This is a genomic window from Candidatus Mycosynbacter amalyticus (assembly GCF_025273655.1).
Lineage (GTDB): Bacteria > Patescibacteriota > Saccharimonadia > Saccharimonadales > Saccharimonadaceae > Mycosynbacter > Mycosynbacter amalyticus.
In genome coordinates this window covers 565266-585389 of record NZ_CP045921.1, presented here as the reverse complement: position 1 = coordinate 585389, position 20124 = coordinate 565266, and the positions used below count along the sequence as shown (strand labels likewise).

At 51.9% G+C, this 20124-nt stretch carries 17 protein-coding genes; 13 read left to right on the top strand and 4 right to left on the bottom strand.

Going from position 1 to position 20124, the window contains the following annotated elements:
- Positions 1 to 141 precede the first annotated feature (141 nt).
- The 7 genes from rpoB (at position 142) to GII36_RS03255 (ending at position 10198) form a co-directional block, all read left to right on the top strand.
- Positions 142 to 3504, top strand: coding sequence for a DNA-directed RNA polymerase subunit beta (rpoB, locus tag GII36_RS03285; protein ID WP_260762428.1), 3363 nt, complete (start codon positions 142 to 144; stop codon positions 3502 to 3504).
- Between the two features lies 1 nt (position 3505).
- On the top strand, positions 3506 to 7339 hold the full coding sequence (rpoC, locus tag GII36_RS03280; protein ID WP_260762425.1) for a DNA-directed RNA polymerase subunit beta': 3834 nt from the start codon (positions 3506 to 3508) through the stop codon (positions 7337 to 7339).
- Positions 7340 to 7496: 157 nt separating this feature from the next.
- Complete coding sequence (locus GII36_RS03275) at positions 7497 to 7670, top strand: hypothetical protein (protein WP_260762423.1); 174 nt, start codon at positions 7497 to 7499, stop codon at positions 7668 to 7670.
- 29 nt (positions 7671 to 7699) lie between these two features.
- Complete coding sequence (locus tag GII36_RS03270; protein ID WP_260762420.1) at positions 7700 to 7969, top strand: hypothetical protein; 270 nt, start codon at positions 7700 to 7702, stop codon at positions 7967 to 7969.
- 382 nt (positions 7970 to 8351) lie between these two features.
- Positions 8352 to 8765, top strand: coding sequence for a 30S ribosomal protein S12 (gene rpsL, locus GII36_RS03265; RefSeq protein WP_260762418.1), 414 nt, complete (start codon positions 8352 to 8354; stop codon positions 8763 to 8765).
- Positions 8765 to 9244: a 30S ribosomal protein S7 gene (rpsG, locus tag GII36_RS03260; RefSeq protein WP_260762415.1), complete on the top strand. Its 480-nt coding sequence runs from the start codon at positions 8765 to 8767 to the stop codon at positions 9242 to 9244. Before rpsL ends, rpsG begins: the two co-directional genes overlap by 1 nt.
- Before the next feature lie 90 nt (positions 9245 to 9334).
- Entirely contained in the window at positions 9335 to 10198 is an 864-nt protein-coding gene (locus tag GII36_RS03255; RefSeq protein WP_260762412.1) for a hypothetical protein, read from the top strand.
- A 1-nt stretch (position 10199) separates the two neighbouring features.
- Here the strand turns inward: GII36_RS03255 and GII36_RS03250 are convergent, their stop codons facing one another.
- Together GII36_RS03250 and GII36_RS03245 are read right to left on the bottom strand one after the other, a co-directional pair.
- Positions 10200 to 11042, bottom strand: coding sequence for a diacylglycerol/lipid kinase family protein (locus tag GII36_RS03250; RefSeq protein ID WP_260762410.1), 843 nt, complete (start codon positions 11040 to 11042; stop codon positions 10200 to 10202).
- Positions 11039 to 11554, bottom strand: coding sequence for a phosphatase PAP2 family protein (locus tag GII36_RS03245; protein ID WP_260762408.1), 516 nt, complete (start codon positions 11552 to 11554; stop codon positions 11039 to 11041). The genes GII36_RS03250 and GII36_RS03245 overlap by 4 nt, the downstream gene beginning before the upstream one ends.
- Positions 11555 to 11619: 65 nt before the next feature.
- On the opposite strand from GII36_RS03245, the gene GII36_RS03240 reads away from it, so the two are divergent.
- From GII36_RS03240 to tuf, 6 genes are all read left to right on the top strand, one after another.
- Positions 11620 to 12153 (top strand): hypothetical protein, encoded by a 534-nt coding sequence (locus tag GII36_RS03240; RefSeq protein ID WP_260762406.1) that lies wholly within the window; start codon positions 11620 to 11622, stop codon positions 12151 to 12153.
- Positions 12154 to 12200: 47 nt separating this feature from the next.
- Positions 12201 to 12857 carry a hypothetical protein gene (locus GII36_RS03235; protein WP_260762404.1) on the top strand — a complete coding sequence of 219 codons (657 nt, stop codon included), beginning with the start codon at positions 12201 to 12203 and terminating at the stop codon, positions 12855 to 12857.
- Positions 12858 to 12963: 106 nt separating this feature from the next.
- Complete coding sequence (gene fusA, locus GII36_RS03230) at positions 12964 to 15054, top strand: elongation factor G (RefSeq protein WP_260762402.1); 2091 nt, start codon at positions 12964 to 12966, stop codon at positions 15052 to 15054.
- A gap of 282 nt (positions 15055 to 15336) precedes the next feature.
- A complete protein-coding gene (locus tag GII36_RS03225; protein WP_260762399.1) occupies positions 15337 to 17034 on the top strand; it encodes a cation:proton antiporter in 1698 nt (565 codons plus the stop codon).
- A 58-nt stretch (positions 17035 to 17092) separates the two neighbouring features.
- Positions 17093 to 17629, top strand: a complete 537-nt coding sequence (locus GII36_RS03220) for a hypothetical protein (RefSeq protein WP_260762395.1) — start codon at positions 17093 to 17095, stop codon at positions 17627 to 17629.
- A gap of 129 nt (positions 17630 to 17758) precedes the next feature.
- Positions 17759 to 18940, top strand: a complete 1182-nt coding sequence (gene tuf / locus GII36_RS03215; protein WP_260762394.1) for an elongation factor Tu — start codon at positions 17759 to 17761, stop codon at positions 18938 to 18940.
- Positions 18941 to 19040: 100 nt separating this feature from the next.
- Here the strand turns inward: tuf and GII36_RS03210 are convergent, their stop codons facing one another.
- Positions 19041 to 19448, bottom strand: a complete 408-nt coding sequence (locus GII36_RS03210; protein WP_260762392.1) for a hypothetical protein — start codon at positions 19446 to 19448, stop codon at positions 19041 to 19043.
- Between the two features lie 91 nt (positions 19449 to 19539).
- The gene (locus GII36_RS03205) at positions 19540 to 20022 is read right to left on the bottom strand and encodes a hypothetical protein (RefSeq protein WP_260762390.1); all 483 of its coding nucleotides are present in this window, start codon (positions 20020 to 20022) and stop codon (positions 19540 to 19542) included.
- Positions 20023 to 20124: the final 102 nt, after the last annotated feature.

The window sequence follows — 20124 nt, the reverse complement described above, 5'->3', positions numbered from 1 at the left end:
AACCTGTGCATAATAGATACCAAGAAGCAGTGTAACTCGGGTTAGGTATGTCTAGGCTTTGGCAGGCTGATGACATAACCCGTAGTAGAATCTTCGGCGCCGATTCGAATCACAAAACATAACTAACTGCGAGGACTACAGATGGCAAAAACGTCACCTAGTGCTGGTAAGCGCGTGTTTTTCACGGCTGACGACACAGCACTCGAAATCCCTGATCTCATCGCACACCAGAAAGGCTCTTGGAAAGAGTTTGTTGAAACTGGTTTGGGCGAGATTTTTGCGGAACTTAATCCGATAGAAGACTATACGGGTCAAAAACTTGAACTGCGTTTCAAAGAATACGCGTTTCAGGATCCGAAGAATTCTGAGCGCTATGCAAAAGAAAACAACATCACGTTTGACGCACCACTGCACGCGAATGTGGAGCTAACCAACAAGGTAACCGGTGAGGTCAAAGAGCAGGAAATCTACCTGGGCGACTATCCATGGATGACTAACCGCGGTACGTTCATCATCAACGGTACCGAGCGTGTTGTGGTAAGCCAGCTGATCCGCAGCTCTGGCGTATTCTTTACTGCTGACAGCGCGGCAGGTCATAATAACTACGGCGCCAAACTTATCCCTGGCCGCGGCGCATGGCTCGAATTCGAAACGGCGTCTAACGGTGCGATGTATGTCAAAATCGATCGCCGCCGTAAATTACCGGTCACGACGCTGCTGCGTGCACTTGGTCACAGCAAGACAAGCGAGATCAAGGCGCTATTCAACGATATCGACACAGGCGACGTGAAATATATCGACGCGACACTCGAAAAAGACACAACTCGTGGTAGCAACGAAGCACTTATCGAAGTGTATCGCCGCCTCCGCCCAGGTGACCTGGCAACTGTAGAAAACGCCCGTGGTATGATCGAGCGCATGTTCTACGACTTCAAGCGTTTCGACTATAGCCGCGTAGGTCGCTACAAGATCAATCAGCGCCTCGGTATCGATCTGCCAAATACTACCGAGAACCGCGTATTCCAAATGAGTGATTTGATTTCTATTATCCGAGAGATCATTCGCCTCAATAATACCCAGGAACCTGCAGACGATATTGACGCACTGAGCAATCGCCGTGTTAACCTCGTCGGTGAACTCGTGGCGCGCCAGTTCCGTGTAGGTATGCTCCGCATGCAGCGCAATGCCATGGACCGTATGTCTATGAGTGATATCGAATCTGTAACACCCGGCCAGCTCATCAACGCTCGCCCAGTGGTAGCTGCAGTACGCGAATTCTTCGCAAGCTCACAGCTGAGCCAGTTGATGGACGAGACCAACCCGCTGGCAGAGCTTAGTCATAAGCGACGCCTGAGCTCGATGGGTCCTGGTGGTCTGAGTCGCGAGCGCGCAGGTTTTGATGTGCGTGACGCCCACCCAACTCACTATGGCCGTCTCTGCTCGGTGGAAACACCAGAAGGTGCCAACATCGGTCTGGTGCTGAACCTCGCGACCTACGCTCGTGTCAATGAGTATGGGTTTATCGAGACACCATACCTCAAGGTAAAGAACGGTAAAGTTACTGATGAAGTGATTTACCTCGACGGGGCCCAAGAGCGCGGCGAAGTGATCGCCGACGCGGGTGCAGCTCTCGACAAGGCCGGTAAATTCGTCGACGAACGTGTATCTGCACGTATCGACATGAAACCTGGTCAGATTGACGCCAGTGAGGTGACCTACATGGACGCAGCGCACAAACAGATTCTTGGCTCAACTGCCAGTCTGGTACCGTTTATCGAGAAGAACCGTATCGACCGCTCGCTGACCGGTTCGAACATGCAACGCCAGGCCGTACCGCTGATCACTCCGACAGCTGCGACCGTGGGTACAGGTATCGAAGAAACGATTGCCCGCAACTCGAGCCAGCTCGTCGTAGCGGAAGCCGATGGTGAAGTAGTGCGTGCAGACGGTGACGTCGTAGAAGTCAAATACAAAGACGGCGTGAAAAGCTATGAACCTATTCATTTCCAGAAAAGCAATGATGATCGCTCGATCAACCAAAAAGTTTGCGTAGTACGCGGCGACAAGGTCAAGGCTGGTTACATCCTGATCGAAGGTGCCTCGATTGCTAACGGTGAAATCGCGCTTGGCCGTGACCTCCGCGTAGCCTTCATGCCATGGGGTGGCTACAACATGGATGACGCGATCATCCTCAGCAATCGCCTCGTACAAGATGACGAACTGACGAGTATCAACATCAAAGATTACATGGTGGAAGTGCGTGAGACCAAGCTCGGTGACGAGCAGACTACTCGCGACATACCAAATGTATCCGAATACACACTGCGTCACCTCGATGAGCAAGGTATTGTTCAGGTTGGCGCAGAAGTGAAAGCTGGTGATGTACTGGTTGGTAAGATTACACCAAAGGGTGAGCAGGAGCTCAGCTCTGAAGAGCGACTACTGCGTGCGATCTTTGGCGAAAAGGCAAAAGACGTTCGTGACACAAGCCAACGCATGAACAATGCAGGTGGCGGTAAGGTTGTCGGTGTGAAGATCTTCACTCGTGAAGATGGTCATGAGCTCAAGGCTGGTGTGCTGAAGCAGATCCAGATTTTCGTAGCTCAGACTCGCAAAATCTCAGTTGGCGACAAGCTGGCTGGACGTCACGGTAACAAGGGTGTAGTAGCACGTATTCTGCCTGTCGAAGACATGCCGTTTATGGAAGATGGTACACCTGTCGATGTGATCTTGAACCCACTTGGTGTCCCGAGCCGTATGAATATCGGTCAGCTATTCGAAACCCACCTGGGTATGGCAGCATACGCACTAGGCTACAAGGTTGCTACTCCACCGTTTAATGGTGTAAGTGATGAGACTATCTCTGATGAGCTTGAAAAAGCCGGCTTTGCCCGCGATGGTAAAGTGCAACTGATCGACGGTCGCAGCGGTGAGCACTTCGAAGAGCGCACCACTGTGGGTGTTATGCACATGATCAAGCTGCACCACATGGTCAGCGACAAGATCCACGCACGAAGCACCGGTCCTTACACTATGGTTACGCAGCAGCCACTTGGTGGTAAAGCTCAAAACGGTGGCCAGCGCTTCGGTGAGATGGAGGTGTGGGCACTGGAAGCATACGGTGCGGCGACGACGCTGCAGGAAATGTTGACGATCAAGTCGGACGATGTCTACGGACGTGCCAAGGCGTACGAATCGATCATCAAAGATGAAGCGATTGTCGGTCCGAAACTGCCAGAAAGCTTCAACGTCTTGGTGAAAGAGCTCCAAGGTCTCGGCCTGCGTGTCGACCTGCTCGACGAAGGTGAAGAAGTTGATGCTGAACAGCTAATCGCCGCAGCAACCCCTGGTGAGCCGGTAGCCGAAACTGTCACTATGGCAGAGGCTGTTGAGATTGATATCGAAGGTGACCTGGAAGACGGTGGTATTTCGCTCGAAGAACTGAGTGAAGATGAAGATGCAATAGAAGAAGCCGCAGAAGCGGAATACAAGGAGGAGGCGTAATATGTCACGAGTAGTTCCTGGCACTGGCATCGCTGATTTTGATGCGGTGCGCCTCGCAGTAGCGAGTCCAGAAGATATTCGCAAGTGGAGTCACGGTGAAGTGACAAAGCCTGAGACGATTAATTATCGTACTCAAAAACCTGAGCGTGATGGCCTGTTCTGTGAACGAATTTTCGGTCCAGTCAAAGACATCAACCCACACGACAGCAAACTCAAAGGCGTTCGTAGTCGTGAAGCTGCTGTCGACAAAAACGGTGAGCTTGTCACCAAGTCAATTGTACGCCGAGAACGTATGGGGCACATTGAGCTGGCTGCGCCTGTTGCGCACATCTGGTTCATGCGTGGTACACCAAGCGCGATGAGTTTGCTGCTCGGTATGACCGTGCGCAATATCGAGCGCGTGGCGTACTTTGCCAACTACGTGATCTTGAAAGTAGACGACGAAGCCCGCGAGAAGTTCCTAGCTGATCTCGAAGCCGAGACAGAAGCAGCTCGTGCGGCGATCAAGATTCGCTACGAGAAAGAAGCCGAGGCTGAAGGTGCCGACGTGAAAGCCCTCGCCGAAGCACAAAGTCGCGAAGTAGAAGAGCTGAACGAAAGCTATAATACCAAGAAGAGTCAGCTTGATAGCCTAGTAAAAGGTGCGCTTATCAACGAGACAGACTACCGTAACCTACCAGAAGAATACGAAGAGCTCGTAGAAGTCGGTATGGGCGGTACTGCACTAAAGGCATTGCTTGACGAGATCGATCTTCCTGTGCTGATCCGCCAACTAAGCGAAGAAGTTGAGTCGGCCAAGGGTCAACGCGAGAAGAAACTGCTTAAGCGCCTCAAGGTGCTCGAGAGTATGTATGCGGCTGGTATCAAACCAAGCAGCCTAACACTGACTGTCTTGCCTGTTATCCCACCAGATCTTCGTCCGATGGTGCAGCTGACAGGTGGTCGTTTTGCGACTAGTGACCTCAACGATCTCTATCGCCGTGTCATTAACCGTAACAACCGTCTCAAGAAGCTGCTCGACCTCAACGCGCCAGAAGTAATTCGTCGCAACGAAATGCGCATGTTGCAAGAAGCAGTCGATGCCCTGGTGGACAACAGTGCTGCTCGTGGTGGTCGCGCGGTTAATGCGACAGGTGGTCGTCGACGTCTGAAAAGCCTGAGTGATATGCTCAAAGGTAAACAGGGTCGTTTCCGTCAGAACCTCCTGGGTAAACGTGTCGACTACTCTGGTCGTAGTGTGATCGTGGTTGGTCCAAAGCTGAAGATTAACCAGTGTGGTTTGCCGAAGCAGATGGCACTTGAGCTGTTTAAGCCTTTTGTCATCAGCTGGCTGCTCCGCAACGAGCATGCCCACAACATCCGCTCGGCAACTCGTCTTATCGAGGCTGGTGATGCAGTAGTATGGGACGCACTCGACGCCGTAATCGAAGGTAAGTACGTACTCCTCAACCGTGCACCATCACTTCACCGTTTGAGCATCCAGGCGTTTATGCCGAAGCTCGTCGAAGGCAAGGCTATCCAGCTGCACCCACTCGTCGCCAACGGTTTCAACGCCGACTACGACGGTGACCAGATGGCTGTCCACTTGCCACTGTCTGAAGCTGCACAGCGCGAAGCTCGCGAGCTGATGAGCGCAACAAATAACCTGCTGAAGCCTGCCGACGGTAGTCCAGTGCTTAACATCAACCAGGACGTCGTACTCGGCAATTACTACCTCACATACGCTAAGCCTGCCGCACAGACCGAAACTCGCAAAGCCTACAGCTCTGTCTACGAAGCCGAGATGGCCTACGACAATGGAGTGATCCAGCTGCAAACACCGATCCGCGTGTTCAGTAAGGGTGAAATCCGCGATACAACTCTTGGCCGCGTGTTCTTCAACGAAATTCTGCCGGAAGATTTCCCGTACCAGGAAGCACCACAAGACAAGAAGCAACTCAAGAAGGTATTGGCGCAGATTTTCGACAAATTTGGTGCCGAAGAAACTGCCAAGACTGCCGACCGTATGAAAGGCTTGGCCTTCCGTTTTGCGACAGTCGCCGCTATCTCAACCGGTAAAGACGACTACCTGTCGTTTGACGCCATCCATGAGTTCATCGCCGAAGGTGACGCCAAGTCTGCATTGATCTCTGATCAGTACGACCAGGGCCTCATCACCGACGACGAACGCTATACATTGACAGTCAACACCTGGCGCCAGGTCGACGGCAAAGTCGAAGAGTTGCTCCGTGACGAGCTCAAGAGCATGGACACAAGTATCTCGACCATGGTCAACTCAGCCGCTCGTGGTACGATCTCCAACGTTAAGTTGGCAAGCGCGATGATCGGTATTCAGGTCGACGCGACCAACCGTGAAATTGAGCTGCCTATCCGTTCAAACTTCAAACAGGGACTTTCGAGCCTCGAAGCCTTCGTGGCAACTCGTGGTGCGCGTAAAGGTCTCATCGACACTGCGCTTAAAACAGCCGACTCGGGTTACCTGACTCGCCGTCTCGTGGACGTATCGCAGGACGTATTCACTGTCGAAGACGAAGCTGGCGACGACGATGGCTATACTATCTACCGCAGCGAAACTGAAGAGACGATGATTGACTTCGGGAACCGCTTGGCTGGTCGCTATACCGCCGAGGCCATACCTGGTCACGTTGAGGCTGATCAGTTAATTACGCGTGAGATTGCCGATGGTATCGATGCCGATGCCGATGTTACGGAAGTGAAAATCCAAAGCGTGCTCAGCACCAAAAACCTTCGTGGTATTCCACAGAAGAGCTACGGTGTCGACATGGCAACTGGACAACTGGTAGCAAACGCGCAGCCTGTTGGCGTGATCGCCGCACAGTCTGTCGGTGAACCGGGTACCCAGCTGACGCTCAACACCTTCCACAGCTCTGGTGTGGCTGGTAGCGACATCACGCAGGGTCTGCCTCGTGTCGAAGAGCTGTTCGAAGCTCGTCAGCCAAAGGGTCAGGCACATATTACTGAAGTCGCTGGTCTGGTAGATGTCTGGGAGGATGGCAAAAAGTACATCGTACAGATTACTCCAGAGTCTGGCAAAGTAGAGAAGATTGCGCTGGATGGCCGCAAGATGGCTGTCAAAGAAGGCAGCAGCGTCAAGGTCGGCGACGTGATCGCGACTGGCGACGAAGGTACCAAACCACTCGTGGCACCGTTTGACGGTGTAGTAGAAGCAACCGACGATACGATCGTGATTGCTGCAAATGCTAGTGCGCCAACTCGCTACGAAATTCCTGGCACTGCACAGCTTGTAGTGAAGGCAAATGATGTCGTGGTTGCTGGTGATCGCCTGACATCTGGCTCACTCAACCTACAGGAGCTCATGCGCCTCAAAGGTACTGAAGCCACTCAGCGCTACATCATCAACGAGATTCTGCGCATCTACGCTGCTCAGGGTCAAGATGTTGCCGACAAGCACCTCGAGATCATCGTACGACAGATGTTCTCTCGCGTGCAGATCGAAGAGCCTGGTGACAGTACCTTCGTGACAGGCGATATCGTGTCGAAGGCTGCGGTAGTAGCCGAAAACGCGCGTTTACTTGAAGAAGGCAAAGAGCTTGTGGCCTATACGCAGCTGCTCCTCGGTATCACCAAAGTCTCGATCTGGTCTGATAGCTGGCTGTCTGCCGCATCGTTCCAAGACACGACTCGCGTACTGATTAACGCCGCCACGTCTGGTCGTGCTGATCACCTGGGTGGACTGAAAGAAAACGTGATCATCGGTCGCAAGATTCCTGTCGGTACCGGCGTGGAATCTGGCGAACTTGAAAGCGACTATGTCGCCGAAGAGATTACCGAAGATCTCGATCTTGTCGCATAGTTTTCTAAGGACGCAGAGTAAATCCGCCTCTCATAAGGGAGGCGGATTTATATTGCCTGAAGAAGCGTTGTAGTTTGCTCACGCATGGTTGAAACAACCATGAGCGTGTCGTACGATAGATATGTACCACACGGTAAGAACACAGATTGGATACGATATGTCACTCATATGCAAAAGCCGTCAAAGTACGGTAACTGTAGAAGAGATCACCTGGGCAATGCTCAATCAGGTGCGACACGCAGAAGATTCGGGCAAACAGCTGCTCGATATCACTCCCATTCACGACACTGAACCGTTTGACGACGCAAAGTCGACCAATTCAGCGGCGTGATACGCAAACTCGATAGATAGGAGTGCGGTATGGGTAAGTACACTGGCGTTACAGAGCGCCTGATGGATCTAGTCGAAGGCTCGACTCATGTGCTGGGCGATGAAGACGTAGAAAGCGCATTCGAGCACTGTGATCCACTGCGTTTAGTGATGCTGCTGCATCAGATGCGCCATGCTGCGCGCACATGTGGCAAGGTTCCGATGAACGGAGATCCTGTGGCTCAGCGTGGCGCAGAGGCTAAGGTTATCCTGAGTCAGGCAGGCATGCTGAAATTCGATGTGCTCAGTATCCCCAGCTAGTTGTAAGAATCCGTGGGTATATGCCCACCGAAGGAGCTCGCTCATGGACAACGGCGTCCAAGGGCTCGCAGCCCCTCGGTGGGGCTACTTCGAACAAACACAGCAACCGCTCTGTCTTATGTAGGCAGAGCGGTTTGCGTTTTACGCTGTTTTTTGCTACACTAGCAGATGAGTTTCCTCTTTTTGAGCATGAATGCGACAAGAATGTGTACACGCAGGCCTGCAGCAAAAAGTAAGACACGAGGCGGAGATGCTGAATCCAAATCGTACAAGTATAGCAACGGTCATTCCGGACTTGATCCGGAATCCAATCGGTTAATAGCTAATATATTGGATCCTGAATCAAGTTCAGGATGACGCAACCAAGGGAGTACTGCATTTTATGCCAACCATCAATCAATTGGTGCGCAAACCACGCAAGACCGCGGCGAAAAAGTCGAAGTCTCCAGCGCTTGGTCGCATCCACAACGCACTCAAAGTGCGCTACTACGATCAGAACGCCCCACTCAAACGTGGTGTTTGTATTCGTGTTACTACCAAAACCCCAAAGAAACCGAACTCAGCGCTTCGTAAAGTTGCCCGTGTTCGCTTGACCAACAACCAAGAGGTTTGGGCTTACATCGGCGGTGAAGGTCACAACCTGCAGGAGCACGCCGTAGTGCTCGTACGCGGCGGCCGCGTGCCAGACCTTCCAGGTGTGCGTTACCATATCGTTCGTGGTGCACTCGACCTCCAGGGTGTGAGCAAGCGTGCTCAGGGTCGTTCTAAGTACGGCGCAAAGAAGGAGACTAAGTAATGCCACGAAAAGTTACTAAGAAACTTCAGCGCGACCTCAAACCAGATCGCAAGTACCAGTCTGTACTCGTACAGCGTTTGATCAACAAGTCGATGCTCGACGGCAAAAAACTGACTGCAGAGCGCGCTGTCTACGCGGCACTCGAGCAGGCCGCCAAAGAGCTCAAGAGCGAAGATCCGCTCGAAGTGTTCGAGAAGGCACTCAAGAACGTATCACCAAACTTCGAGGTCAAATCTCGTCGTGTCGGTGGTGCAAACTACCAGATTCCGTTCCCAGTCGCTGGTCACCGTCAGCACCACTATGCGTTTAGCTGGCTAGTCCAGAGCGCACGTGCTCGTAGCGGTATGCCATATAGCCGACGTCTTGCGCTCGAGATCATCGACGCACACAACGAAGCCGGTGCTGCTTTCAAGAAGAAAGAAGACACCCACAAGATGGCTGAAGCCAACCGCGCATTTGCGCACTTCGCTCGCGGCTAATACTGCTAGAAGCATCTTTACGAAAGTACCCTGGATTTTCTGGGGTATTTTTGTTGACAATCATGAAATGCTTACGGTATAACTAGACGCATGAGCGAAATTGATCGGCAGGTTGTGGAGGATAAACTGTTCGAAGACTGTGCTCCACGCCCGCTTGCAGAGCAAATCTCGCCGCAGCTCGCCGATGCTGCTATGAGGCGCTATGAGACCCGACGCATGCCGCCGGGTCTTTTTCATTCGGCATGGAATCATGTTGAGTACGCAATTAATGAGCTTGATGATCGCGAGCTGATACAGTATTACTTCGACATAGCGCATATGCTACTCGGCAATATCATGCAACATGCTGATTCGACAGAAGATCTGAGGTTGGGTGCGTTGACACTTGGTAGTTACATGCCATTGCTCATGAGGCGTGCGACAGGAGAGACTGTTAGCGACGAAGATTGCGAAGGTGTTTACAAGAGCTTGGGCAGTGCACTGCAGTATCAACGGCCACTGAGCATCGAGGAGCCGCCGCAGTGGCGCATGGCGGAGGTGGCTGTACTGTGTCTATCTGCGCGCATGAAGCGTCCAGACTTGCTGTTGTATCCGGCTTCCCCACGCGAAGAGCAGTCGGCGAAAAAGAAGTTTAACCATGATAGCTATTTCTATACAGGACAAGATAAACTGCCGATTCAGCAAAAACTAGTGCCTACGCAAAAAGTATACGATGAGTGTATCACTATTCTCACGCTTAATCCAATTATAGAAAAAGCTTCAAAGGTGACACAGTTACATAGTGGTGAGACTTTGGCGGAAAAGGTGAATTACCTGCTGTCCCTGGTGATAGCGGATGCGAATAACCATGACCTCACACGCTCAGAGTATAAGTTTTTGAACTTTATGACAGAAGCAGTTGCGGCGCACCATGCCGGTTTAACGAGCCGAGCACCGGTGCGGCGGAGCGCATGATTTAGCCAAGGATTGTGAGTTTGCCTGCGAGGCATTTGTATTCCAGCGGGGCATCCAGACGAAGTACTTCGCCGTCGGCAGAGACGGAAATGCGGGAGCGTTTGGTGGCGATAGTGAGTGACGAGTCGCTATGCACGATGAATTCGTCTGCGTCACGGAGGCGACGAAACAGCGCGTAGAAAAAGAGGGTCACCAGCGTACTGCGTCGTGGTGAGCGGATGGCATAGGCGCAGAGCTTGCCGCTGGTGAGTGAGGTGCGCTGCCCGCCGTTGCCGATATGGTAGTCATTGTTGCCGATGAAGATGAACGGCGTGCGAAATGTCTCACCTTCCATGGTAACGGTGTAGAGTTTGAATTTGATCAAGGCTTGCAGTACGGCAAGTACGGCCGAGGGCCATTTACCGAGTCGACCTTGCAGCACTTCGCGCGTACGCAGCGACGTAGGGTAGATGCCGAGACTCGAATTGTTGAGGAAGATCCGACCGTTAGCCGATCCGACGTCTACGTGACGTGGCGTAGCGTGAGCTAGGGTAGCGAGTGCTTCGTCTAGATCTTGCGAAATGCCCGCGTCTTTCGTGAAGTGGTTAAGCGTGCCGCCTGGGAGTGGAACAAATATCACCTCTGTATCGTGCAGTTGCTGTGCAACCGAACTCAGCGTGCCATCGCCACCGATAGCCGCAATATGGGCTCCGGGAGCAATGTGTGGCGTGAGGTTTGCAGGAAAACCATCGGTGATATCGACAGCATGTTCAATCGTAATATCATGTGCACTACATTTCTCTCGCAATGCTTCAAGCGGTAGAGCTGTGCCGGAGCGGGGATTGTAGACGAGGACGATGTTCATAGCCGCAGCACCCATATGGCGAGCGCAAGGCCGAGTCCGCCGAAAAACCAGCCCCCAATGATATCGCTGGGAAAGTGTGCGCCCAAGTAGACACGCGAGACACCGATCGACAATACTACTGGTATGAGGAGTACGCCCGTGGCGACGATGAGCGGATTGCCAGATGCGAGACACAAATATACGACGAGGCCATAGCACGATATGGAGGCCGCCGCATGACCACTCGGAAAGCTATATGTCTTGAAAAACATAGCAGCAGCATAGTCGGTGAGCGGACGTTTGCGGCGCAGTACGAGTTTGAGGCTACTCGCAAGTAGGGCGGAGAGGGCGACAACAACTCCCGCAATCATAAGCTGCCATACGTGAGAGTATTCGCCGTAGTAGGAGACGGCCGCCGCGGCAAGTAGTGCGAACACGGGTTGACCTATGAGTGTCATTTGTTTGAAATATCCGCGCCATTGTCGTGGCCAGGCTTGTATCTGGTGGGTAACGCGGTCGTCGAATCGTTGCATAGTGGTGCGCATACTACCAGTATATCCCAAACTACACATAAGGGAGCGTCTGCTACAATAAGCATATGGAACGACGTCGTAGAGAACAACGCTTCGAAGATTTGCCGCTAGAGGCACGTGAGCAGTTTGCAGAAAACACCAAGGAGCGTATCTACTCGACTATAACGTTGCTAGCTGTGGTAGTAGCGCTCTGGCATGGAGCAGTGCATCATTCGCAGGGTGGCGCGCTGGCTACTATTATTGGAACGGTAGCTGCGTTATGGCTGGCAACACTTATGTCGGCGCGTATGTCGTACAGGGCAGTCCACGCAAAGGGTATGCCGCTCAGCGAATATCGCAAGATCTTTTTTGCAGCATCTGGGCTACTGGCGCCGGCTGTCGTACCATCGATACTAGTGATATTGAGTGCGTTTGGCATATTGGAGCTCAAGCGCGCGTTGTTTGCGTCGATGGTTGTGCTACTGCTGTCGCTCTTTCTTTTTTCGGTTATGGGAAGTCGACGAATTTATGATTCTTTTGGCAAGGTACTCTTGATTAGCTTGGCGGAACTGAGTATTGGTATTGGGGTGGTGGCGATCAAGTTGCTGGCTGGGGAGTAGCATGGCTACTTTTGACAGCGATAACATGAGGAGTATAATACCTCGCAATGAGTGTGCCACGATTTGAATACCCACTACCAACACATGTAGAATACGAGGCAGCCGTAGAAGAGATTGTGTGGCAAGAACATATCGTATCTCCTGACGCCATGCAGGGTAGTATTCAGCGAGGTATGCATAATTCGTTGGCTTTCAAAACTTTTATGAACACATTTGTGACTTCAATCGGCATAACGTTAGTGGAAATGGACAGAATGTCAGAGAGCGCAACAGAAGAGGGTCTAGCAGGCGCTCGGGTTGCGATAGCGGGAGCGGCATTTGGCGGTCTGCTCGTCCCGAAGCTTCACGGCAACCTTGTTCCGCTCGATTCGTTCACACTTGATCTGCCGGAAACACGCGAAACTGATGATGCGCTACAAGATCGTCATGTGTTGGCGTCTAAATTAGTTAGCTATGCAGAGAGAGGCATACTACTCGCAGGCGAAGAAGCGGAGCAGAGAATTGAAGGAGTGGAGTCTGCAGTGGTGCCTGATGTATCAAAGCAACGTATGTTTAGAGTTGGGTGCGGTGTGGTGATTCGCGCGGCTTGGCAAGCTCATGAGCGGTATTTGCACGAAACGGCACTCCAGCAGATGGAGCTGCAATTCGACACTCCTCCGCAAGATTGGGATGAGGCGCTCCGCAAGTTAAATGACGAGATATAGTTGCCTGGCAAATTAGCGTGAAATCTGCTATAATGATAAGTAAGAGCTATTTTTTATGGCAAAAAATAGGTAAGTAATAATCTAAAGAAGGAAAAGTGACGCCGCTATGGCAGAGAAAACAGTCCCCCTCCAAAACTATCGCAACATCGGTATTATCGCGCACATCGACGCAGGTAAGACCACTACTACAGAAGGTATCCTGTACCGCACAGGTCTGACACACAAAATTGGCGTTGTCCGCGGCGAGGGTGACGGTGCTACCACTGACTGGATGGCGCAGGAGAAAGAGCGTGGTATTACTATTACCTCTGCTGCTGTGACATGTTTCTGGAAGGGTCACAAGATCAACATCATCGACACGCCGGGTCATATCGACTTCACTGCCGAAGTAGAACGTTCTATGCGCGTACTCGACGGCGCAGTGACGATTTTTGATGGCAAGATGGGTGTAGAAGCACAGTCCGAAACCGTGTGGCGCCAGGCCAACAAGTATGGCGTGCCTCGCATCTGCTTCATCAACAAGATCAACCAAACTGGTGGCGATTTCTACAAGAGCCTCGAGACAATCCACAATCGCCTGAGCAAGCACGCGTTGCCAGTGCACCTGCCTATCGGGTTTGAGAAAGAGATCAACGGTGTGGTCGATCTCGTCGACATGAAAGCCTACACATACAATGACTACGCTGACCACGAGCTTATCCAGGGTGAAATACCAGCAGATATGCTTGAGAAGGCGAAGCACGCACGCAGCCTGCTCGTCGAAGCGGCCGTCGAAGCCGACGACGAACTGTTCGAGCGCTTCCTCGACAAGGGTGAAGATTCGATCACTGAGCCAGAACTCAAAGCAGCACTGCGTAAGCGTGTATTGGCTGGCGACTTCTTCCTAGTAAGTGGTGGTGACGGTCGCGGTGTGATCGTGGAGAAACTGCTCGATATCATGGCTGATTATCTGCCAAGTCCACTCGATGTCGACGAGATCTGGGGTGTTGACCCTAAGACTGGCAACGAGATTAGCCGCAAGCCAGACGACAAAGAGCCTATGGCTGGCTTGGCGTTCAAGATCGCGACTGACCCATTTGTCGGTAAGCTCATCTTCGTACGCGTCTACTCTGGTGTACTCAAATCGGGTAGCTACGTGCTTAACACGGCTACCGGCGAAAAAGAACGCGTCGGTCGTATCGTGCGTATGCACGCCGACAAGCGCGAAGAAATTGACCAGATTGTAGCTGGCGACATCGCAGCTGTAGTGGGTCTCAAGAGTACGTTTACTGGTCATACACTGTCTGACTTGGCGCATCCTATCGCTCTCGAAAGCATCACATTCCCAGAGCCACCAGTTGCCATCGCCGTCGAGCCAAAGACCAAGGCCGACCAAGAGAAGATGGGTATCGCTCTGCAACGTCTAGCCGAAGAAGACCCAACTTTCCGTGTGCACACCGACGAAGAGACTGGTCAAACGATTATGTCTGGTATGGGTGAGCTGCACCTGGACATCCTCATCGATCGTATGAAACGCGAATTCAACGTGGAGGCGAACATCGGTGCGCCGCAGGTGGCATTCCGCGAATCGATCAAGGGTACTGCCGAAGCACAAGGTAAGCATGCCAAGCAATCTGGGGGACGCGGTCAGTACGGTGATGTCTGGATCCGTTTCGAACCAAACGAACCCGGCAAAGGCTTTGAGTTCTTCGACGAAATCAAGGGTGGTGTCGTACCAGCTGAGTACCGCAAGCCTGTCGAACAGGGCGTCAAAGAGACCCTCGAAGGCGGTGTTATTGCTGGCTACCCAGTAGTAGATGTCAAAGCAACGCTCTACGATGGTAGTTACCACGATGTCGACTCGAGCGAGCTGGCCTTCAAACTTGCCGGTAGCCTCTCGACCCGCGAAGGTATCAAGAAAGCAACGCCAGTGCTGCTCGAGCCTGTCATGAAAGTCGAAGTGACGACTCCAGAAGACTTCATGGGCGACGTGATCGGTGACCTCAACAGCCGCCGTGGCCGTATCGACGCCATGGAAGATCTACAAGGTGGCGCCAAGCTTATCAAGGCGTTTGTGCCACTCATGAGCATGTTTGGCTACACCGGTGACCTGCGCTCGATGAGCCAAGGTCGTGCCGCTTCGACTATGGAGCTGGCGCAGTACGAAGAAGTACCGCCAAACGTCGCGCAGGAGATCATCGAAAAGCGCAGCAAGTAGCCTTTTGATCAACATGGAATACACCATCTGAAAAGGTGGTGTATTTATTTTATGTTATGACATGGCTATCTGGGATGCGCATCATGCTAGTCTGGCACGAACAAGTATACAGTTTGTAGCTGACTTCATAACGTTGCCGCATCAGCTGTGTGCTCATCCAGTATACCTGTACCGAAACAACCACCGCAGAGAACTATAGATAGTAAGGCGGTGAATCTTATAATTAAGCCATATGGTACAATAGTTCTAATGCTACACTCAACACAAAAAGGAGCCTAGCGGATGGGGGATGTTTTTACACAACTGGCGGTAGTGCTTGTCGTCGCGACGCTTATGGCGTTGCTCATGCGCCGGCTCAAGCAGCCTCTTATTGTCGGGCATATTCTCACGGGTATTTTGGTGGGGCCGAGTATGCTCCATCTCATACAAGACAAGCATTCGTTTGAGACGTTTAGCGAGTTGGGTATTGCACTCCTCCTCTTTATCATCGGGTTAGAACTGAGTGTATCGGTGATCCGGAGGTTGGGTAAGCCAGTCTTTCTCACCGCTGCAGCAATTCTAGCAACGGTGGGTACGATCGGTTTCCTAGTAGGTTCGGCATTTCACTTTACTACGCAAGAAGCGATACTGCTTGGGCTTGCCATGTTCTTTAGTAGTACGATCATCATCGCTAAGGTGTTGAGTGACAAAAAGGAGATCTCGCGACTCAACGGTCAAATCGCCATCGGTGTCATCCTGCTCGACGACATAGTGGCAACGTTTGCGCTGCTGTTTGTGGCGACGTCGAGTAGTGGCGAGGTACTCGGGCCATTTGAGATCGGTATGCTGCTGCTCAAAGGTGTGGCGGTCATCGGCGTGTTGGCGCTTGTGGCGATCAAAGTGCTACCGCGTGTCGTCAAATCGGTGGCGAAGTCTCAGGAGTTGCTATTTCTCTTTGCACTGGCATGGGGCTTTGGTGTAGCATCACTGGTGAGTGCGGTTGGCTTCTCAATCGAAATCGGCGCACTCTTCGCCGGTGTGGCGCTTGCGCATCTGCCATATGCGCACCAGATTGGTGCGAGGCTCAAGCCGCTGCGAGATTTCTTCGTCGTTCTCTTCTTTATTAGTCTGGGCGAAAACCTCAACTTTGCCAATCTTGGTGCTGCACTCGTACCGGCACTGATCATCGCGGCGTTGGTGGTAATACTCAAGCCGCTCGTCGTCATGACCTCGCTTGGCTTGCTGGGGTACACGCGCCGCACGAGCTTCAAGACGGGCATCAATTTATCGCAGATTAGTGAGTTTTCAATAATCATGATCGTACTGGCGGCATCGACTGGTATGGTAGGCGAGCGATTGAGCGCGGTTGTGACACTAGTGGCACTGATTACCATCACTATCTCCACGTACCTCATGCAGTATGACAACAAGATCTACCAGAAGATCGATCACCGGTTGCGTATGTTTGAGCGCCGTGGAGCTGTCGATGCACACCATGAGGCTAAGGAATATCCGCTTATCCTCTTTGGGTTCAAAAACGGTGGCCATCAGTACCTCCGCACGTTCAGAGAGCTTAAGAAGAAGTTTGTGGTGGTGGACTACGATCCAGAAGTTATCGAAGATCTCCACAAAGCAAATGTGGACTATCTCTATGGCGATGCCACCGACCCCGAGTTACTGGCGGAGCTTGAGATGGACGCGGCCAAACTGGTAGTAAATACTATCGGCGACCATACTATCAACGTTTCGCTCAGTAAGTATATTCTCAAACGCAATCCTGAAGCGGCTATAGTCTGCTATGCTAACTCGTACAATGAAGCGGCCGAACTCTATCAACTGGGTGTCAGCTATGTCATGCTACCCCACTTCATAGGCTCAGAACGCATGAGTATGTTTATATCCAATCATGGTATTAGTAAGCAGAGTTTTGAGCGCTACCGCGAGAAGCATATGGTCAAGCTCGGCCGAGCAGCGCTTCGCCACAAATCACTCGCGGATTAAGCAGGCATTAACATTCCTTTCGTACAGTTGCTGGTAGTATAAGCAACGAAAGGAAACTATGACAGAACAAATGACAACACCGCCAAGTGTGGCGAGACAGGAGAGTTCGGCAAAATGGTATATCGCTATCGTCGTGGCGATAGTGGTTTCAGCGGGAGCTGGTTTGTTCGCCGGAATGCAGATCGGCAAGGCGAGTAATGGCTCGGGCATGCAGGGCATGGACTCGATGTCTGGGCAGCGCGGTGGCTCGGGCATGATGCGTGGTGGCTTTGGCACAGTTACAACTGTGTCGGACTCAAGTGTCACTATCGAGTCTCGCATGATGCGCATGGGGCAAGGTGATAGTGACAGTAACTCCGAGGGTAGCACGACGACGTACAAGATCACTAGCGATACTAAAGTGACGAACAACGGGGAGGCCGCCGCAATTAGTGATATCAAGACTGGTGATACAGTACGTGTCGAGACGTCGAATAGTAGCTCGGACACTGCAACTACAATTGAACTGAATCCGCAAATGCGCGGTGGCCCAGGCGCAGGTACCCAGGGCACAAGCCAGTCGAGTGAATCGGGTGATTCTAGCCAAAACGGCTAAAACGTGTTTTTACAGAGAACATACTTTACGTATTCTTTAAAAACCTGTATACTAAATCTATACGCCGTGAGAGTCTTTTGCTTTAGACCGCCCGCGCGAAAATATAAGTAATCAGGAGAAAAATCCACAATGGCAGATTTTGATCGTAGCAAACCACACGTCAACGTCGGTACTATGGGCCACGTCGACCACGGTAAAACAACTCTAACAGCTGCAATCACTCACGTGCTTGCAAAGCGCCTTCCTAGCGATGTCAACAAACCTCGTAACTATGACGAGATCGACAACGCTCCAGAAGAAAAAGCGCGTGGTATCACCATTGCTTCTTCTCACCAGGAATACGAGTCAGAGAAGCGTCACTACGCTCACGTCGACATGCCTGGTCACGCCGACTACGTCAAAAACATGATCACTGGTGCTGCACAGGTTGACGGCGCAATCCTCGTGGTTGCTGCAACTGACGGCCCACTGCCACAGACTCGCGAACACGTACTGCTCGCAAAGCAGGTTGGTGTGCCAAAGATCGTCGTCTTCCTCAACAAGATGGACATCGCTGATCCAGAACTCGTCGAACTCGTAGAGATGGACATCCAAGAACTGCTCGAAAAGAACGGTTTCGACGCAAGTGCACCTATCATCAAGGGTTCTGCTACTAAGGCTCTCGAAGGTGACGCTCAGTACGAAGATGCTGTTATGGAGCTTGTCAAGGCCCTCGACGACTACGTACCGGAGCCAGCTCGTGACATGGACAAGCCATTCCTGATGCCTATCGAAGACGTCTTCTCGATCAAAGGTCGTGGTACTGTTGCTACCGGTCGTATCGAGCAGGGTGTTGTCAAACTCAATGACGAAGTAGAAATCGTCGGCGTGAAAGACACTCAGAAATCAGTTGTGACTGGTATCGAAGCCTTCAAGAAACAGCTCGACCAAGGTCAGGCTGGTGACAACGCCGGTCTGCTCCTCCGCGGTATCGAGCGCGATCAGATCGAACGCGGTCAGGTGCTTGCCAAACCAGGTAGCATCACTCCACATACAGAGTTCGAAGCTGAAGTCTACATCTTGAAGAAGGAAGAGGGCGGTCGCCACACTCCATTTAGCAAGGGCTACAAGCCACAGTTCTACTTCCGTACTACGGACGTAACTGGTGAAGTAGAGCTTCCAGCGGACAAAGAAATGGTCATGCCTGGCGATACACTGACATTCAAGGTCAAACTTCTCGCTCCAATCGCGATGGAACAGGGTCTTAACTTCGCTATCCGCGAAGGTGGCCGTACCGTTGGTGCTGGTGTCGTTACCAAGATCAACAAATAGTCTACTGCAGTAGCGACAAAAACCTCCGGTAACTCGGAGGTTTTTGTTATGAAACGAGAAGGTGACCGAGGAGGCGATGCATCTTCGGAACCTCTTCTAGCTAGGGAAGCTGATCTTCTGGATAGTGGTTCAGCCCAATCGTAACTATGGCAGGGCGGCCGCGCCGAATGTTGGCGGGTGACTCAAATGCGAGTATGCCGAGCCCTCCTTTCTCTACCTGCAGACTCTGGCTAAGGTTACTGTAGAAAAGCATGTCCGTCAGAAGTCCCAACTTGAGTGAGAAGTCGGGCACTTTGTCGGTATCTATGAGCTCGATATCGACATTAAAACGTGTGTCGGGGTTTGCGAGCACGGCGGAGGCTCGTGTCAGCGCGTCATTGCACACGGTTCTGCGTATCACATGTTCAACAGTTGCACTTTCATTGTTGCAGTAGATGGGCTCACTCGTATTGACCAAAGGTTTTACTTCGAGTCTGAAATTCATCCACTCGGGGTCGAATGCGCCCATGCGCGAGAGAACTTGTGTAGGTGCCGGGAGCATCTAGCCTCCTCGTGTTGACCGACTTTGAGTCGGTAGCGTCCATGGTGGCCGCTGCATATCAGTCTATGCTATAGAGCTGAGAGTTTGCTGGAAGATGTGTCGCATAGTGCTGTTTGAGGACGGTCTCAATTTCTGAGCGTGATGTATAGGCAAGTGCGAGTGACTCTTGGTCATCTTGTGCGATCTTGAGATCATCGATAAGCCACCCGTGCTCTTGCCAGGACTCACTGTATAAATGAGCTATATAGAACAGGAGCGCGCGAAGTGCGGTATGGCCTCTGGCAATAAAAAACTTTTCGGGTGTATCATATCTTCGTGCGTCAAACTCTGGGCGATTGAGCTCCTCGAGGTATTCGACGCGTAGGTCGGCCATCTTTTCGCTATCAGCTATGGCTATATGTGTGAGCTGCGCGCGAAGTATGCGCATGCGCTCGGTTTCATAAACATTATGTTTTTCTGCTATTCGCAGCAAGTGATGAGGCACGGTGCCGCCGCCCTCGTCGGCCGAGGCAAACTCGTGAGAAAGTGGCATGGCACTCATGGTTACTGCTAGTGTACGCTTGCTTGATAGGAATGTAAATAATACGTCACCCAAATCGTCAAACTATTGACAGCTTGGGTGACGAGGACAGGGGACAACGAT

Bases quoted from the DNA above. Each gene is read 5' to 3' on its own strand.
- GII36_RS03210 (WP_260762392.1), bottom strand. From the start codon at position 19,448: ATGGGCGCATTCGACCCCGAGTGGATGAATTTCAGACTCGAAGTAAAA.
- tuf (WP_260762394.1), top strand. From the start codon at position 17,759: ATGGCAGATTTTGATCGTAGCAAACCACACGTCAACGTCGGTACTATG.
- GII36_RS03255 (WP_260762412.1), top strand. From the start codon at position 9,335: ATGAGCGAAATTGATCGGCAGGTTGTGGAGGATAAACTGTTCGAAGAC.
- GII36_RS03245 (WP_260762408.1), bottom strand. From the start codon at position 11,554: ATGCAACGATTCGACGACCGCGTTACCCACCAGATACAAGCCTGGCCA.
- GII36_RS03250 (WP_260762410.1), bottom strand. From the start codon at position 11,042: ATGAACATCGTCCTCGTCTACAATCCCCGCTCCGGCACAGCTCTACCG.
- rpsL (WP_260762418.1), top strand. From the start codon at position 8,352: ATGCCAACCATCAATCAATTGGTGCGCAAACCACGCAAGACCGCGGCG.
- GII36_RS03275 (WP_260762423.1), top strand. From the start codon at position 7,497: ATGTCACTCATATGCAAAAGCCGTCAAAGTACGGTAACTGTAGAAGAG.
- rpoB (WP_260762428.1), top strand. From the start codon at position 142: ATGGCAAAAACGTCACCTAGTGCTGGTAAGCGCGTGTTTTTCACGGCT.
- GII36_RS03235 (WP_260762404.1), top strand. From the start codon at position 12,201: ATGAGTGTGCCACGATTTGAATACCCACTACCAACACATGTAGAATAC.
- GII36_RS03220 (WP_260762395.1), top strand. From the start codon at position 17,093: ATGACAGAACAAATGACAACACCGCCAAGTGTGGCGAGACAGGAGAGT.
- fusA (WP_260762402.1), top strand. From the start codon at position 12,964: ATGGCAGAGAAAACAGTCCCCCTCCAAAACTATCGCAACATCGGTATT.
- GII36_RS03240 (WP_260762406.1), top strand. From the start codon at position 11,620: ATGGAACGACGTCGTAGAGAACAACGCTTCGAAGATTTGCCGCTAGAG.
- GII36_RS03270 (WP_260762420.1), top strand. From the start codon at position 7,700: ATGGGTAAGTACACTGGCGTTACAGAGCGCCTGATGGATCTAGTCGAA.
- rpoC (WP_260762425.1), top strand. From the start codon at position 3,506: ATGTCACGAGTAGTTCCTGGCACTGGCATCGCTGATTTTGATGCGGTG.
- GII36_RS03205 (WP_260762390.1), bottom strand. From the start codon at position 20,022: ATGAGTGCCATGCCACTTTCTCACGAGTTTGCCTCGGCCGACGAGGGC.
- GII36_RS03225 (WP_260762399.1), top strand. From the start codon at position 15,337: ATGGGGGATGTTTTTACACAACTGGCGGTAGTGCTTGTCGTCGCGACG.
- rpsG (WP_260762415.1), top strand. From the start codon at position 8,765: ATGCCACGAAAAGTTACTAAGAAACTTCAGCGCGACCTCAAACCAGAT.